At 62.9% G+C, this 15,441-nt stretch carries 17 protein-coding genes and 2 pseudogenes; 15 read left to right on the top strand and 4 right to left on the bottom strand.

Features of this window, described 5'->3' with window-relative positions; translation table 11 throughout:
• The first annotated feature begins 102 nt into the window (after positions 1–102).
• Both RZR99_RS13780 and RZR99_RS33570 read left to right on the top strand, forming a co-directional pair.
• On the top strand, positions 103–387 hold the full coding sequence (locus RZR99_RS13780; RefSeq protein ID WP_323120329.1) for a hypothetical protein: 285 nt from the start codon (positions 103–105) through the stop codon (positions 385–387).
• A gap of 142 nt (positions 388–529) precedes the next feature.
• Positions 530–864 (top strand): annotated as a pseudogene (locus tag RZR99_RS33570) (helix-turn-helix domain-containing protein); the annotation flags it as partial.
• Positions 865–1,015: 151 nt separating this feature from the next.
• Here RZR99_RS33570 and RZR99_RS13770 read toward each other — a convergent pair.
• The 3 genes and pseudogenes from RZR99_RS13770 to RZR99_RS13760 form a co-directional block, all read right to left on the bottom strand.
• Positions 1,016–1,324 carry a hypothetical protein gene (locus RZR99_RS13770; RefSeq protein ID WP_323120328.1) on the bottom strand — a complete coding sequence of 103 codons (309 nt, stop codon included), beginning with the start codon at positions 1,322–1,324 and terminating at the stop codon, positions 1,016–1,018.
• A gap of 381 nt (positions 1,325–1,705) precedes the next feature.
• A pseudogene (locus tag RZR99_RS33320) lies at positions 1,706–1,978 on the bottom strand (hypothetical protein); the annotation flags it as partial.
• 64 nt (positions 1,979–2,042) lie between these two features.
• Positions 2,043–2,954, bottom strand: coding sequence for a LysR family transcriptional regulator (locus RZR99_RS13760; protein WP_323120327.1), 912 nt, complete (start codon positions 2,952–2,954; stop codon positions 2,043–2,045).
• A 140-nt stretch (positions 2,955–3,094) separates the two neighbouring features.
• Between RZR99_RS13760 and RZR99_RS13755 the strand changes: the two genes are divergently transcribed.
• From RZR99_RS13755 to RZR99_RS13745, 3 genes are all read left to right on the top strand, one after another.
• Positions 3,095–4,306 carry an MFS transporter gene (locus RZR99_RS13755; protein WP_407655442.1) on the top strand — a complete coding sequence of 404 codons (1,212 nt, stop codon included), beginning with the start codon at positions 3,095–3,097 and terminating at the stop codon, positions 4,304–4,306.
• Positions 4,307–4,322: 16 nt separating this feature from the next.
• Positions 4,323–4,619 (top strand): ArsR/SmtB family transcription factor, encoded by a 297-nt coding sequence (locus tag RZR99_RS13750; RefSeq protein ID WP_323120326.1) that lies wholly within the window; start codon positions 4,323–4,325, stop codon positions 4,617–4,619.
• Between the two features lie 115 nt (positions 4,620–4,734).
• Positions 4,735–5,004, top strand: coding sequence for a Rossmann-fold NAD(P)-binding domain-containing protein (locus tag RZR99_RS13745; protein ID WP_323120325.1), 270 nt, complete (start codon positions 4,735–4,737; stop codon positions 5,002–5,004).
• A gap of 237 nt (positions 5,005–5,241) precedes the next feature.
• On the opposite strand, the gene RZR99_RS13740 is transcribed toward RZR99_RS13745, so the two are convergent.
• Positions 5,242–5,835: a 2-hydroxychromene-2-carboxylate isomerase gene (locus tag RZR99_RS13740; protein ID WP_323120409.1), complete on the bottom strand. Its 594-nt coding sequence runs from the start codon at positions 5,833–5,835 to the stop codon at positions 5,242–5,244.
• Between the two features lie 29 nt (positions 5,836–5,864).
• On the opposite strand from RZR99_RS13740, the gene RZR99_RS13735 reads away from it, so the two are divergent.
• The 10 genes from RZR99_RS13735 to RZR99_RS13690 all read left to right on the top strand — a co-directional run bounded on the left by RZR99_RS13735 (position 5,865) and on the right by RZR99_RS13690 (position 15,413).
• Positions 5,865–6,497, top strand: a complete 633-nt coding sequence (locus tag RZR99_RS13735; RefSeq protein ID WP_323120324.1) for a TetR/AcrR family transcriptional regulator — start codon at positions 5,865–5,867, stop codon at positions 6,495–6,497.
• A gap of 94 nt (positions 6,498–6,591) precedes the next feature.
• Positions 6,592–7,332 carry an SDR family oxidoreductase gene (locus RZR99_RS13730; protein WP_323120323.1) on the top strand — a complete coding sequence of 247 codons (741 nt, stop codon included), beginning with the start codon at positions 6,592–6,594 and terminating at the stop codon, positions 7,330–7,332.
• A gap of 456 nt (positions 7,333–7,788) precedes the next feature.
• The gene (locus RZR99_RS13725) at positions 7,789–8,190 is read left to right on the top strand and encodes a DUF4902 domain-containing protein (RefSeq protein ID WP_323120322.1); all 402 of its coding nucleotides are present in this window, start codon (positions 7,789–7,791) and stop codon (positions 8,188–8,190) included.
• A gap of 177 nt (positions 8,191–8,367) precedes the next feature.
• Positions 8,368–9,036, top strand: a complete 669-nt coding sequence (locus tag RZR99_RS13720; RefSeq protein ID WP_323120321.1) for an acyl-homoserine-lactone synthase — start codon at positions 8,368–8,370, stop codon at positions 9,034–9,036.
• An 83-nt stretch (positions 9,037–9,119) separates the two neighbouring features.
• Entirely contained in the window at positions 9,120–9,869 is a 750-nt protein-coding gene (locus RZR99_RS13715) for a hypothetical protein (RefSeq protein ID WP_323120320.1), read from the top strand.
• Positions 9,866–10,798, top strand: a complete 933-nt coding sequence (locus tag RZR99_RS13710) for a homocysteine S-methyltransferase family protein (RefSeq protein ID WP_323120319.1) — start codon at positions 9,866–9,868, stop codon at positions 10,796–10,798. The genes RZR99_RS13715 and RZR99_RS13710 overlap by 4 nt, the downstream gene beginning before the upstream one ends.
• Before the next feature lie 22 nt (positions 10,799–10,820).
• Complete coding sequence (locus RZR99_RS13705) at positions 10,821–11,663, top strand: class I SAM-dependent methyltransferase (RefSeq protein ID WP_323120318.1); 843 nt, start codon at positions 10,821–10,823, stop codon at positions 11,661–11,663.
• Positions 11,664–11,715: 52 nt separating this feature from the next.
• A complete protein-coding gene (locus RZR99_RS13700) occupies positions 11,716–13,005 on the top strand; it encodes an adenosylhomocysteinase (protein ID WP_323120317.1) in 1,290 nt (429 codons plus the stop codon).
• A complete protein-coding gene (locus tag RZR99_RS13695) occupies positions 13,005–14,126 on the top strand; it encodes a trans-sulfuration enzyme family protein (RefSeq protein WP_323120316.1) in 1,122 nt (373 codons plus the stop codon). Before RZR99_RS13700 ends, RZR99_RS13695 begins: the two co-directional genes overlap by 1 nt.
• A 45-nt stretch (positions 14,127–14,171) precedes the next feature.
• Positions 14,172–15,413, top strand: a complete 1,242-nt coding sequence (locus RZR99_RS13690) for an aminotransferase class V-fold PLP-dependent enzyme (protein ID WP_323120315.1) — start codon at positions 14,172–14,174, stop codon at positions 15,411–15,413.
• Positions 15,414–15,441 lie beyond the last annotated feature (28 nt).

The following is a 15,441-nucleotide window of genomic DNA, read 5'->3' as shown; positions in this document are numbered from 1 at the left end:
AGGGGCGGGCGTGTAGGGGGTTGCTGTTACGGGCTTACAAAAATATTCAAAGACATGAGGGTACTTGCCGATATAAAGCATGTCACCTTTTATGGACTTGAAATGATTCAGCTTGAACTGTTAGAACGACCTGAGCTGTCTGAACAAGAGCTGTTTGATGTGGCGCGCGATATCCGACACCTGTACTGGATCATTCGAAACACACGGCGCGGGGTTCATGACGCAAGGCGTCGCCGGACGTACTATCTGATCGCGGAGCATAAAAAACGCCTGCTCATGGCAGGCGTCTCGAAGGATGCGATTCTGGGTTTGCTACGCTGTTACCGGTCGAGGCATTGTCAGCAGCAGGGTTGTTTTGATTGCCCGAATCGTGCGGCGGATTCTTGACCTCAATTTGACATAAGGTAAATTATCACCATATTTGATGTTGGAGCTTTTTAGTCATGTCTGGTTTGGGCTCGTTAGAAATGTCTGATTTCCGCTCCTGAGCGCATGCCATGCTACGCGCTGGCGTCGCCGGGAGCCCAACATGAATGGACGTGAGCTGGTTACGGCAAGCATGCGTGAACTCGAGCGGGTCAAGGTCATTGCCGCAGTCGTCGAGGGTTGCCTGAGGTGTGGCCAGGCGGCTGAGCGACTGCAGATCAGTGAACGGCAGATCAGCCGGCTTGCCGACGGTATGAGGCGGCCGGCGTGGCGGGTCTGGTATCGGTCAAACGCGGGATGCCAAGCAATCGGGCGCTACCGATCGATTTACGCGCCCAGGCGATGGCGCTCGTGCGGGAGCGCTACGCGGATTTTGGGCCGACGCTGGCCTGCGAGAAGCTGTACGAGTGCCACGGCATCCGGCTGGGCAAGGAAACGGCGCATACCGCCGCCATGTGTTCATCAACAGATGGGCCTGACCGATGCGCGGCCGCCACGATGGCGGCCTGCAGTTCGACGGGCAACGCTACTGTAAGCATATGCATCCCCTATTCCAGCACCCCGCTATCGAATATTAAATCTTAGAAAATCAAAAATAATAATCACACTTTACAACACCCATCCCATGTACATCTTTGTAATGCGAATATCTTCCACAATTATCTTTGTAAGGAGCGAAATGTAAAAATTCACCTTGATCAAAATCGTAAAGTGTTTTTAAATACTCCTGGTTAATATCGGAAAAATTTTTCAAATAATCCGATTCATAATTTAAAAATATATCTGAATATTCCATTGAAATTGGCCTTGCATTGACGGATGACACGGAGCAAGAAAAAATCACACCTCCAACAAATGCATAAATAAAATTTCCAATTTTCGATGGATTGATTTTCATAATCACGTCCACATGGTAATTGATTGGTGATTTAATCTCTGTCCAACTGAAATTACGAAGCGTGCATCGACCGACCGCTTGACCTGAATCATTCACGGGATATACATGGCACTGGACACCAGAATTGGTTCCCAGGTCATCTTCAGCCTACTCCGTTGCAATCGGGAAAGTTCCCGCGAAGCCCAGCACAGAAACAGATCGCCCCTGTGATGCGCCAATTTTTCATCCCGCCCTCTATCGAAAAGCAAAGATTAATCATGTCGGCATGTGATGATTTGGCGTCGAGCAGAGTAAGCCTAGGATGATTTGTAGAATATTCAATTAATTTATAAAATATAATCAGACCATCAAGTCGAACAGAAGAATTAAAATCATCCACAATCAACCTAATAATTCAGAGTATGAGGCAGTATCAACTCTCTCTCGTAGATGCCTCCCCAACTCTTGCCTCCAGAATGCCCGACCACTGCAGGGCCACTTTCAGCGCCTCAGCGGGATCGTCCGAGAGAATGTGATCGATCGGCATCACTTCCGGCACCACTACGCCCGGCTCGCCCAGTAGCGCTTTTGGTTGAGTGCGTGCTCCGCAAAATCCTTGGTGATGTACTTCGCCAGATAGGCCGCAAGCCTGTGCCGTAGTAACCCCTTCTCCTTGATCCATGCCGTGATCTGGTCCGGATGCACATCGAACTGCTGCACCAGTTCGGCCCGTGAACGATCAGCGCCCGGGCGTCAGCCCCGCAATGCGTTCACGCAGGCGCGGCACGACGAAATCGAGGAACGCGCGCAGCTTCAGCGGCATCGGCGCCTGCCCCTTGTGCACCAGGCTGACCGGCAGCGGCTGCGATTCGAACGCGTCGAGCACCACGTCCAGCGCGCGGTCGCGCAATGCCTGCGCGACCTGATACGACAACACACGGATCAACCCCACGCCGAGCACGGCGGCATCGATGGCCGCCTCGGCCGTATTCACGGCGAAGCGCGAATGCACGGGCACCGCCAGTTCGCCCTTCTCTCCCTCGAACACCCAGGCACGCCGCGAAGCCAGCACCTCGAACGTGATGCATTGATGCCGCGCCAGATCGGCAGGCTCGCCGGGCGCACCATGCGTATCCAGGTAGGCGGGACTCGCACAGACCACACGGCGCACGCTACCGACGCGAGTCGCCATGAAACTGCTGTCGGGCAGCTCGCCGATCCGCAGCGCGACATCGATCTGCTCGTCCATCAAGTGAGCGACGCGATCCGTCAGCACCAGGCGCACGTCGATCTCGGGATAGTGAGCGAGGAACGCGGCCACCACCGGCACGATATGCAAACGTCCGAACACGATCGGCGCGGTGACGATCAGTTCGCCTCGCGGCGCCGCGTATTCGCCGGTGGCGGCTCGCTCGGTTTCCGCGATGTCGTCGAGGATCCGCCGGCAACCTGCGACATAAGACTCGCCCGCCTCGGTCAGTGACAACTGCCGCGTGGTGCGGTGCATCAGCCGCGTATTCAGGTAGGACTCAAGCTCCGCAATCTTGCGGCTGACCGTCGCCAGCGGAATACCGAGCTGGCGCGAGGCGGCCGACATGCTGCCGGCATCGATCACCGCCACCAGCAAGGACATCGACTCGAGACGATTCATGTTACCTCTCGAATTTTGGAAAGATGATTCCAAATTCTGGTGGATTATCTTTTCCGCCGCAAGTCGGTACGCTCCGTTCATCCATCGCGGCGACAACATCCGCTGTCCGCGATGAAGGATCGCCATGAAAGGAGCCTGCCATGAACGAATTACCGCTCGCATCCGGCATGCCGCCCGTCGCGGCCGCCGCTCATCCCGCCACCGCCTCGCGCGGAAAGATCGTCGCGATGGCCGTCATCGCCGGCGCCGTGGTCACCAACATCTACTGCACGCAGCCGATCCTGCCGCTGATCGCGCAAGGCCTGCACGCCGACCCGGCGACGGCCGCTCTCGTGGCGGGCGCGGCCCTCTTCGGTTTCGCGACCGGGCTCGCGCTGCTTCTGCCGCTCGGCGATCGCTACGATCGGCGAGCGCTCGTGCTGGGACAAATTGCGCTGGCCTTCGCGTTCGCCGTGACGTCGTCGCTCGCAACCGGCGTGTGGGCGCTGATCGGTGCCGCGTTCGCGCTCGGCGTGGTCAGTTGCGTGCCCCAGCAATTGGTGCCGTTCGCGGCCGTGATGTCGGCGCCCAGCGAACGCGGACGCAACGTCGGCACGGTCGTCACCGGCATCATGGTCGGCATTCTGCTCGGCCGCGCGATCAGCGGCCTGATCGCCGCGCACTACGGTTGGCGCGCGGTGTACGGCGTCGAGGCCGCCGCGATGGTGCCGGTGGGAATCGCCGCGGCCTGGCTGCTGCCGCGCGGCGTGCCGAGCACTACGCTGTCCTACGGCCGGCTGCTCGCCTCGCTGTGGACGCTGGCGCGCGATCATCGACCGATCCGCGAATCGATGATCGTGCAGGCGCTGCTGTGGGCCGCCTTCAATGCGTTCTGGGTCAATCTCGCGGCCCTGCTCGCCGACGGCCCCTGGCACCTCGGCAGCGCGTGGGCCGGCGGCTTCGGCGTCATCGGCGCGGCGGGCGCGCTGGCCGCCACGATCGGCGGCCGAGCCTCGGACCGGATCGGCACGCGGCGCGTGATCGGTCTGAGCATCGCGATCGTCACGGCCGCCTATCTGTTCCTGGCGGGCGCCGGCAGTTCGCTCGCGCTCCTCGTGATCGGCGTGGTCGTGCTCGACATCGGCGTGCAGGCCGGACTGGTTGCGAACCAGACGCGCGCCTTCGCCGCCGATCCGAAGGCGCAGGGCCGCATCAATAGCCTCTACATGACCGCGACCTTCATCGGCGGCGCGCTCGGCGCGATCCTGAGCGGCGCGCTGATGGCCCGCTTCGGCTGGCACGGCGTAGCCGCGTTCGGCGTCGCGGCCGGGCTCGCCGCCGCACTCGCGCATCGCGGCATGGGACGGCGCTGATCCGGCGGACCCCACGATGGACACCCAGCTCGTCCACAAGGCGCTTGCGCATCCGTTTCGGCAGGACGTACTGCGCTGGCTGAAGTCGCCGGACACGTTTCCGGACGCGGCGATCCTCCACTCGTGCCACGGCGTGCCGCTGTCATCGATCGTCGCACGCAGCGGATTGTCGCAGTCGACCGTTTCGGCCCACGTCGCGCTGCTGCGCGACGCAGGGCTGATCATCGCGACACAGGTGGGCCAATGGATCTTCGTTGCACGCAACGATGCGGCCATTGCCGCGTTCATCACCCGGATCGCCAGCGATCTCTGATTCGGCCGGCGACACGGAGGTGGTCAGCGCCGCAACGAGCACGCCCCGAGGCATTCCGCCCGCTTTCCGCGGTCGCGAAATATGCGCGGCGTACACGGAATGGGCGGGGCGATCCATGATTGTGTCCGAGACCATCATCGACGATTACGCGGAATCGGCCGGCAAGCGCCGAGCGGCAACATACGCCATCTCCGGTCACCAGCCGGGAGACCCGGCCAAAGGCGCCGCAGCGGTGATTGCCGCGATGGAATCCGATGCGCCGCCGTTGCGTCTGCTGCTTGGCAGGTCGGCGCTCGATGTCGCATTCAAGCGCCTGGATGCCTTGCGCGAGAATGTCGAAGCGTGGCGCGACTTGACCGAGAGCACCGATTATCCCGCGTCGTGAAGCTTCGCCCGGAGACGCTTCTGCGCGAACGGGCTTGGCAAGCCGGCAAGCTACCGGGTCATGCCGGTGCGGAGGAACACTGAACACTCAGCCCCTTTCTCGCGACGCCCCTGCCCGGCATGTGCCACCTCCTCGTGACACCCTTGATCAAGGTCGCGTACATACCGGGGAACGGCCGGCCTGTACGCGACGCGCTTCCATGCGGACTCGCGTATCGGTTCTGCCGCGCGATACGATTTAGCGCGTCAATTCATCCCGGACCATCTCGAGCCGGTCCTGACCGAAGAACATCTCGTCGCCGACAAAGAAGGTCGGCGCACCGAAGACGCCGCGATCGATCGCTTCCTGCGTCGCCGCCTTCAGCGCTTCCTTGATTTCCGGGCTTCCGGCAAACGCGAGCATCCGCTGGGGATCGAATCCCGCGTCCGAGAGAACCTGCGCGGTCAACTCCGGCTTGTTGAGATCCAGAGCGTCGACCCAGATAGCCTTGAATACCGTGTCCAGGAGCGCGTGCAAGCGATCGGGCTCCTGTGCCGCGATGCCCGTGACGACTCGCATCAGGAAAAGCGTGATGATCGGGAAATGCGGGTTGACCGCCAACGGCACGTCATATCTGCGCGCATATCGTTGCAGGTCGTGATTCACGTACCGCGCCTTGGCCGGCACGGTCATCGGAGACGCATTGCCGGTGCGCTGAAAAACGCCGCCGAGCAGCATCGGCTTGCAGACCAGCTCGGCGCCCGCGGTGCGGCACAGCGTCGGCAATTGAGTCCAGGCCAGATAGGAAGCAGGACTGCCGACATCGAAATAGAAGTCAACGCGCTTGGACATGGGCATGGACATAGGGTAACGATCGTTTAGTGAACGAAGGCTATGCTACGCTGGAGGCCGTGTCAACATGGGTCGCCTCTACCGCCATGCGCTACTCCAGCACTCACAAACAGGAAACCCGCGCACGGCTGCTCGCCAGCAGCCGCTCGATCGCCAAGCGCGGCGGATTCGCGTCCACCGGGGTGGACGCGCTCATGTCCGCCATCGGGCTCACGGGCGGCGCGTTCTACAGCCACTTCCCGTCCAAACAGGCGTTGTTCGAGGAACTGGTTCGCGAGGAACTTCAGAACAGCGCACACATGCTCGCAGGTCACGACGATGCGTCGGCCGACCACGTGGCCAAACGACTGCGCGGCTATCTCAGCAGCTTCCATGCCGCGAACCCCGAGACCGGTTGCGTCCTCCCCACGCTGGGACCGGAGATCGCACGCGCCGGCCCGGCCGTGCGCAAGGCAGCCGAAGCGAGTCTTCGGCATACGCAGGAAAGCTGGCACCGGCGGCTGGAGGATCCGGATGCGGCCTGGGCACTGATCGCTCAGTGTGTCGGCGCGCTCGTGCTGGCCCGCTCCGTGGAGAGCGACAAGATACGCAAGGAAATCCTGGCCGCATGCCGGCGCTACATCAGCCGGATGCACTCGCTGGAACTCGACAAGAAAACCTGAGCAGAACGCCGGCGCGCATCGGCACGCTTGACATCCTCATTCCCATTACTTAACGTTCGTTTTATAAAGCGAACGTTTATCAAAGGAGAGAGCGATGCCGGATGCCGCAGAAACCCGAAAAGTCGCGCTGGTCATCGGCGCGGGAGATTCCACCGGCAGCGCCATCGCCGCGCGCTTCGCGAGGGAAGGCTTCATCGCATGTCTGACGCGCCGCTCCGCGGATAAGCTGCAGCCTGCCGTCGACGCGATCCGTGCTGCCGGCGGTCAGGCCTTCGGTTTCGGCAGCGATGCGCGCAAGGAAGAGGACGTTGTCGCGCTTGTCGACCATATCGAGCGCGAACATGGGCCGATCGAAGTGTTCGTGTTCAACATCGGTGCCAATGTCTCCTGCAGCATCCTCGATGAAACGGCACGCAAATATTTCAAGATCTGGGAGATGGCGTGCTTCGGCGGTTTCCTCAATGCGAGAGAAGTCGCCAAACGCATGGTCGAACGTGGCCGCGGCACCCTCCTCTTCACGGGCGCCACCGCTTCGCTGCGCGGCTCGGCGAATTTCGCGGCTTTCGCCGGCGCGAAGCACGCACTGCGTGCGCTCGCGCAGAGCATGGCGCGAGAACTCGGCCCCCGGAACATTCATGTCGCCCACGTGGTGGTCGACGGCGCGATCAACACCGCGTTCATCCGTTCCAATTTCCCCGATCGCCATGCCCTCAAGGACCGGGACGGCATTCTGAATCCGGCCCATATCGCCGAGAACTACTGGAATCTCCATATGCAGCCGCGCGACGCGTGGACCTTCGAGCTGGACCTGCGACCGTACATGGAACGCTGGTAAATCCTCGTTCGATCCGTCTCCCGCTTGCGAGCCCTCGGCTGCCTCGGATGATTCACGGAAGACGCTGGAACGGACACAAGCACCCTGCTCGTTCAAGAATTCGACTTGTCGGCGCCGCGAACGTCCGTGCGCCCGCCTTCATTGCGCTGACGAAGCGTCCGGCCGGCGTGAAACCCGCGCGCGTTGACGGAGGCGTCGCGCCCCACGCCGCGGAGCCGGATCACGGCGACTGCCGCTGCACACGGATTCCCGGCCTCGTTCGCCTGGTGCCCGAACAGGCAGTATATTTTGTATGACTAACCGGTTAGAGTCCGGGTTTGAGATGCGCCCCAAGCGGGGACTTTGGCCGGTTCAAGCCGAATCGACTCCGGACACACCAACGCCCGGAATGGGTCATGCGTTGATGCGGACAGGCAGGCTGCCCCGTGTCAACGTCCGAACCTTATGCGAAGCGACATGCCAGAACATCGACACGACGACTCCATCCGGCTGACGCTTTCCGAGTTTCGCGCGCTCCGGTTCCGCCGGTATCTGTGCCTGCAGGATCTCGACCTGCTCCGCGAGCTTTGGCGGGAAGGCATTCCTGCCGTCAATGCCGGCTTCTATGAACTGATCTGTGAAGAACATCGCCCCGCAGCCAGCATCGGCTGTACCTGGCATGTTTGCGCCGGCCGGTACGACATCAGGATTCCAAAGGAAGACGTCAGCTTCAACATGATGCTTCTCGACACATACGGCAACGAATACGGCATGGGGTGCAGTCGCCTGCTGATCCACGACTGGTTATGTTCCGGCGCGCGCGAGCGCGATATCCAGTCCGCCGTTCTTAAGGAAACCGGTATCTACCGGCACAACTGAGACCCGTCCAGGGTCGGATCCGCCGTCGAAACGCGGTGCACTGCACAACGCTCGACGCGCGACGTTCATCTCCGCTCCCACCTTGCAAACACCCTTCGTCACTGCCCTGCCCATTCGGGCAGCTTCTTCGTTGGAATAAGAAAAGATTAAATAGTGATAACACTTTCGAGGATGCGCATGATGTTCGATGTCTTGTCGGGAAACAGCGCGGCACTGGGTCGAAGTACGATGCGGCAACTGAGGGGGTATCGACACAAGATGCTGTATCGGGAGCCGGACCGGCCTCTGCCGGCGCTCGATGAACCAGGGCATGACGAGTTCGATCACGACGAGACGCTCTACGTCGTCGCCATCGATCAGCGCGGCGACGTCACCGGTTGCGGCCGTCTGCTGCCGACAAGCCGGCCTTACCTGCTGGGAACCCACTTCGCGCATCTGATGAGCCCGGCGCTGCCGCCCGCGGACAACGACGTCTGGGAGTTGTCCTGCTTCGCGATCGGCCTGCCTCGGGGCGAATCGATGGGCGAAGAAGATGTTCGCCGGCCGGCGCTCCTGCTGGTCGACGAAATCGTCCGCGTCGCGCGAACGCAAGGCGCCGACCGTCTCATCACCTTCTCCTCGCTCGGCGTCGTACGGCTGCTTCAGCGAACGGGAATCGACATTCACCGGGCCGCACCGCCGCAATGGATGAACGACACGCCGACCCTGCCATGCTGGATCGACATCGACCGGCACGCCGGTGCCGCGCACGCACGTGATCCGGGGCCGAGGCGGACCGGCACACTCCGGCGCGCCGATCTCCCCTCCGCGAATCGGCCGGCCTGCCGGTTAAGCGGCGTCATGTAGCCGAAGGCAACGCGGTTCCCGAGCTCGATTCGGCTATCGATCAGAAATTTGCTTCAGTTCAATGGGCTGACAGGACTGACTTCATGACCTTATTGGCGGAATGCTACATCAAGGAAAAATTCCCTTTCAGGGAACGAAGGGCACTGGACCTGCGCGTGCAGGAGCACTTCTTCTCCCGCGTGGCGATCACCTACGACATGACGCCGCACGCTCCAGACGATCCGGACGTTCGCGAGGCGTACGAAGCGCTCAAGGAAGAGATCCTGATGCAGTTCGAGTTCATGTCACGGCATGACATCAAGATCCGTCCATTCCTCGGTCAGGGTCAGCCCTACGCCAATTCGGCCGAGATGATCGCCCAGGTAGGGTCGACCAGCACGCTGTTCGTCTATCTGACCTCGCGCGGATACGGCAGCGACGTCGCGCCGCCGCCCGATCATCCGATGCTTGAACTGAGCGACGTCGTGATCGATGGGTACCGGTTCGCATACAACGACCTGTTTCGAGCCGTCCACGACTACTACTGCCACTATTCGCCGCGCCAGGATTTTTCGCTGCACGGGGAATGCATGGCGGCACTGCATCATCTGGAACTGCTGTCGTCCACGGCGGGCCGCGCCGTGTTTACCGAGACGGTCGGCCAGATATGCTGGTTCTACCGCGGTGCCCATCTTCTCGACCGGACGCTGCACCTGCCGACCCGCACGGACGCCGACTACAGGCCGCCGCGTTCGCGGCGCTATCCTCCGCAAAAGGCGATGCTGTTGCCGGCCTGCCTGATCGAACGGTTTCGCGAAAGCGTCATCCAACCGTGGGCAGGCCAACCGACATGAGCGATCGCGCATTGATGTCGCTTCGCCTGAGGCTTGCGTCGAAGATGCCCGTGCTGCTCGACGGCGCCACGGCCACCGAACTGCAACGCCGCGGCTACGAGATGCGGCCGCCGCTCTGGTCCGCCGAGTCCTTGCTGACGCCCGAGGGGCGCGCGGCGCTGCTGGAAATTCACGGCGAGTACGTCGAGGCCGGCGCGGACATCATCACCGCCAACACGTTTCGGACGACCCGGAAGGCCGTTTCCGCGAGCAGCCATCGCATCACGGCCGCGGAGCTGACCGCCGTCGCCGTCGAGCTGGCCCGGCAGGCGATCGACCAGGCCGGCGGCGGCCGCGAGATTCTGATCGCCGGATCGCTAGCGCCCGTCGCCGACGCCTATCGCCCCGAAGAGACGCCGTCGAACGGCATTTTGCGCGAAGAACACGGCGATTCGATCTCGGGTCTGCTCGATGCCGGCGTCGATCTGATCCTGGCGGAAACCATCAACACGTGGCGGGAAGCGCAGGTGATCGGCGCGTTATGCCGCGAGAGGCAGGCGCCGTTCATCGTCAGCTTCGTCTGCAATCCAGACGGTCTGCTGCTCAGCGGCGAGAACTACGCACCGCTGGCGGATTTCGTCGCCGAATTCGCACCGCTCGCGATCAGCATCAATTGCAGCAATCTGGCCGCGACGCACCTCGCGCTATCCCGCCTGCCGTCGATCGGTCATCTCGCTCTCGGCGCCTATCCGAACGTCGAAGACCGGTCCGAAGAGCCCGCCGACGCGCCGGGCGGGTACTTGCGCCCCAATGTATCCACGCGACAGTTCGTGGAATTCATCAGCGAGAGCGCTTCGCGCTACGGGCTGAGCCTCGTCGGCGGCTGCTGCGGCACGTCGCCGAGATATATCGCGGCGCTGCGAAAGCTCGTCGATACCGGCGCGATGTAAGCGCCCTCTACAAGGAATGCCTATGAATACGATTTCCCCGAGCCAGGAACAGCGGCAAACCTGGAACGCGCTCGCTCAGGCGTGGGAACGCTGGGGCGACGCATTCGAGCGCGGTGCAAGCCACGTCAGCCGGACGCTGATCGGCAGCGCCGCCCCGCAGCCCGGCGACCATGTTCTCGACGTCGCGACGGGCCTCGGCGAACCCGCGCTGAGCATGGCGGCGCAGGTCGGACCCGACGGGCACGTGACGGGCATCGACATCGCCGAGGAGATGATCGCGGTGGCGCGCCGGCGCCAGGGTTCGGTCGGCAACGTGTCGTTCGCCGCGGCCGACGCCGAGCAGTTCGTGCCGGATTCCCGCTACCAGATCGTGACGAGCCGGTTCGGGCTGATGTTCATGCCGAACCGGCAGGCGTGCCTGCTCCGCTTCCGGGAGGCCATGACACCCGGCGGACGGCTCGTCTTTTCCACCTGGAGCACGCCGGACCAGGTGCCGATGATCAGTCTCGCCGTCGGCTTCTTCGCCCGCGAACTGGATCTGCCGCCACCGCCGCCCGGCAAACCCAATCCGTTCTGCATGGCCGACGAGCAGGCGGTACGCGCCGAGCTGGAGGCCGCGGGCTTCTCGCAAATTCGTTGCGAACGGGTCGTCGCCCCGTTCATGTTCGAGACGGTGGACGAATTCGTCCGGTTCTCGCGCGACCTGATCCCGCCCGGCATCGGCGCGGCCATCGCCGAACGGGCGTCGCCGGATCGGCTCGCCGCGTTGTGGACCCAGTTCGCCGAAGCGGCCGGCCGCTTCGTGCGGGCGGACGGTACGGTATCGCTGCCCTCGCATGCTCTGTGCTTTTCCGCCCGACGATGAGCGGTCAAGCCATCGTTTCCTTCACTTTCATCGTTCTCAACAAGGTGCCTGCATGAACATTCATCCGTCTCATATCGCCGATATCAAGCTGGCCGACGAAGGCCGCGAACTGACCGAGTGGGCACGGCGCAGCATGCCCGTGCTCGAATCGATTCGTGTGCGCTTCGAGCGCGAACGCCCGCTGGCGGGCCGCGTGATCGGCGCCTGCCTGCACATCACGGCCGAGACCTCCAACCTGATCGAGACGCTGCGCGCCGGCGGCGCCAAGGTGTTCCTCTGCGCGTCCAATCCGATCAGCACGCAAGATCCCGTCACTGCCTATCTGTCGTCGCAGGGCGTGCACGTCTACGCGATTCACGGCGAAGACCTGAAGACCTACGAAAGCCACTGCCACATGGTGCTCGACGCGCAGCCGCACGTGGTGATCGACGACGGCGGCGATCTCACCAAGCTGCTGCATTCGGACTATGCGTCCGCTGCCGCGAACATCGTCGGCGGGCTCGAGGAAACGACCACCGGCGTGATCCGCGTGAAGAACCTGGAGCGCATGGGCGGACTCAAGTATCCGATCATCGCGATCAACGATTCCAAGACCAAGCATATGTTCGATAACCGGTACGGCACCGGTCAATCGACCGTCGACGCGGTGCTGCGCGCGACCAACATGCTCCTGGCCGGCAAGAAATTCGTCGTGGCAGGCTTCGGCATGTGCGGACGCGGCGTGGCGATGCGCGCGGCCGGGATGGGCGCCGACGTGATCGTCACCGAGATCGATCCGGTCCGCGCGCTCGAAGCCGTGATGGAAGGCTTCCGTGTCATGCCGATGGATCAGGCCGCGCCGCTCGGCGACGTGTTCGTCACGGTCACGGGCAACAAAGCCGTCATCGACGACCGCCACTTCGCATCGATGAAGGACAACGTCGTGCTCGCCAATGCCGGCCACTTCGATTGCGAGATCGATCTCGTGCGCCTGCGCGCGCTGTCCTCCGGCACCCGGAAGATCCGCTCGGACATCGAGCAGTTCACCCTTGCGAGCGGGCGGCGCATCTCGGTACTGGCCGAGGGCCGCCTCGTCAATCTGTGCGCCGCCGAGGGGCACCCCGCCGAGGTGATGGACATGTCGTTCTCGAACCAGGCGCTGGGTTGCGAATATCTGCTCAAGCATCCGAACCTGCCGATCAGCGTGCTGGACATGCCGGCGGAAGTCGACACGATGATCGCGTCGATGAAGCTCGCGTCGCGCAGCATTGAAATCGACGTTCTCACGCCGGAGCAGCGGAGCTATCTCGACGCCTGGGAAGAAGGCACGAAGAAGGATCTCGAAGTCGAGAGCGTGGCCTGATGAAATTCGACACGATCGCGGTACACGTCGGCCAGGAGCCGGATCCGGTCACGGGGGCGGTCGTCCCGCCCCTTCATCTGGCGTCGACGTTCGCGCAGGAAAGCCAGGAGCCGCTGCGTTATTTCTACGGCCGGGGCGAGAATCCGACCCGTGAAGCGCTCGAACGCTGTCTCGCGGCGCTGGAAGGCGGCGACCATGCGCTTGCCTTCGCCTCCGGACAGGCCGCGGGTGCGGCGGCGCTGAGCCTGCTGCGTCCGGGCGATACGTTTCTGTGCTCGGACGATGTCTATGGCGGGACGCTCGACCTGTTCCAGGCGCTGGAAACCACCAGTGGCCTGCGCCACCGCAAGGTCGACATGAGCGATCTGCAGGCCGTGGAAGCCGCCCTGACCGGCGGCGTGCGTCTCGTGTGGATCGAGACGCCCACCAATCCGACGCTGAAGCTGGCGGACCTGCGGGCGATCTGCGCGCTCGCGAAGCGGCGCGAGGCGCTGGTGCTGGTGGACAACACCTTCGCCAGTCCGTATCTGCAGCGCCCGCTCGATCTCGACGCCGACTTCGTGCTCTACAGCACGACCAAGTATCTCGCCGGCCACGGCGATGTCATCGGCGGCGCGCTGATCTCGCGCGACGAATCGCATCACCGCGTGCTCGCCCGGCACCGCACGGTGACGGGCGCGGTGCCCGGGCCGCTCGACTGCTACCTGGTTCACCGGGGCGTCAAGACCCTGGGCTTGCGCGTCGAGCGCCAGGTCGCCAACGCGCGGGCGCTGGTCGATCTGCTGCAGCGATCGCCGAAGGTGTCGCGCGTCATCTATCCCGGCCTCGAATCGCATCCGCAGCACGCGTTGTGCGCGCGGCAGATGACCGGCCCGGGCGCGATCATCTCGTTCGAGTATCTCGGCGACGTCACGACGCTGATGCATGGCCTGAAGTATTTCCATTGCGCGGTGAGCCTCGGCGCCGTGTTCTCGCTGATCGAATGCCCCGCGCTCATGACGCATCGCGCCGTGCCGGACGAGATCAAGCGCAGCCTCGGCATCACCCCGAACCTGATTCGCCTGTCGGTCGGCATCGAGGATATCGCCGACCTGTCAGCGGATCTGACGCGCTATTTGTAACGCCAACGCCATCGCGTTCCCTCACGTTTCCAGGAAAAGGTCATCATGTCTCTCAACCAGGCCAAGAAAGACTTTCCGATCTTCACGCACGACGAAAGCCTGATCTATCTCGACAACGCGGCAACGACGCAGAAGCCGGCCTCGGTCATCGACGCCATCACGCATTACTACAGTCATATCAATGCGAACGTCGGGCGCAGCGTCCACAAGCTCAGCAATCGTTCGCACGAAGCTTACGAAGCCAGCCGCCAGACCCTCGCGCGTTTTATCAATGCGGCCTCGAGCGACAGCATCGTCTTCACCAAGGGCACCACCGAATCGATCAACTTCGTCGCGCAGAATTTTTCCAAGCGACGCCTGAAACAAGGCGACGAGGTCGTGGTCACCGGCATGGAGCACCACTCCAACCTGCTGCCATGGCAGACGGCCTGCGAGGAGGCCGGCGCCACCCTGCGCGTGGTGCCGGTCGATACGACGGGACGGATCCGCCTCGAGGATTACCAGGCGCTACTGTCGCCCCGGACCCGGCTGGTCGCGATCGCCCACGTGTCCAATGTGCTGGGCGTGACCAATCCGGTGAAGGAGATGGCGCGTCTGGCCCGCGAACGCGATATCCCGGTCCTGATCGACGGCGCGCAGGCCATCGCCCACGTGAAGGTCGACGTGCAGGATCTCGACGTCGATTTCTACTGTTTCTCCAGTCACAAGATGTACGGGCCGCAAGGCATCGGCGTGCTGTATATCAACCCGCGCCAAACCGAATGGCTCGCGCCGTTCCAGACCGGCGGCGGCGTCGCCTACGGCGTCAATTACGAGCGCGTGACGCATTACCTGCCGGCGCCGCATCGCTTCGAAGCCGGTACGCCCAACGTGGCGGGCGCCGTCGGCCTCGCGCGCGCGGCCGATTACCTCGTCGCCCTGGGCCTGGACGCCGTCCGGGAGCACGATCAGGCGCTGTTCTTCCATGCCGCGAAGCAACTCGGCGCCCTGCCCGGCGTGCAACTCTTCGGCGCGCCGGGCGAGCCGGGGAGCATCCTGTCGTTCGGTATCCGCGATCTGCATCCCTACGACGTGGGCAATCATCTGAACAGCTTCGACATCGCGGTGCGCACCGGCGTGCATTGCGCCATACCGCTCGTCGACAGCCTGGGCGTGCTGGGCACCGTGCGCATATCGTTCAGCGTCTACAACACGCAGGCCGATATCGACAAGGTGGCGGAGGCACTGGTCAGCATCAAGCCCGGGCAATGGACGAAGGAGCACCCGACGTCCCGCTTCCTGCATTGAACGGGCCCGCCGCCATGTCGCCTTCCTC

The organism is Burkholderia alba, assembly GCF_034721475.1.
Taxonomy (GTDB): domain Bacteria; phylum Pseudomonadota; class Gammaproteobacteria; order Burkholderiales; family Burkholderiaceae; genus Burkholderia; species Burkholderia alba.
Note: the sequence above shows the minus strand (reverse complement) of the source record. Positions and strands in the feature narration are given on the sequence as shown.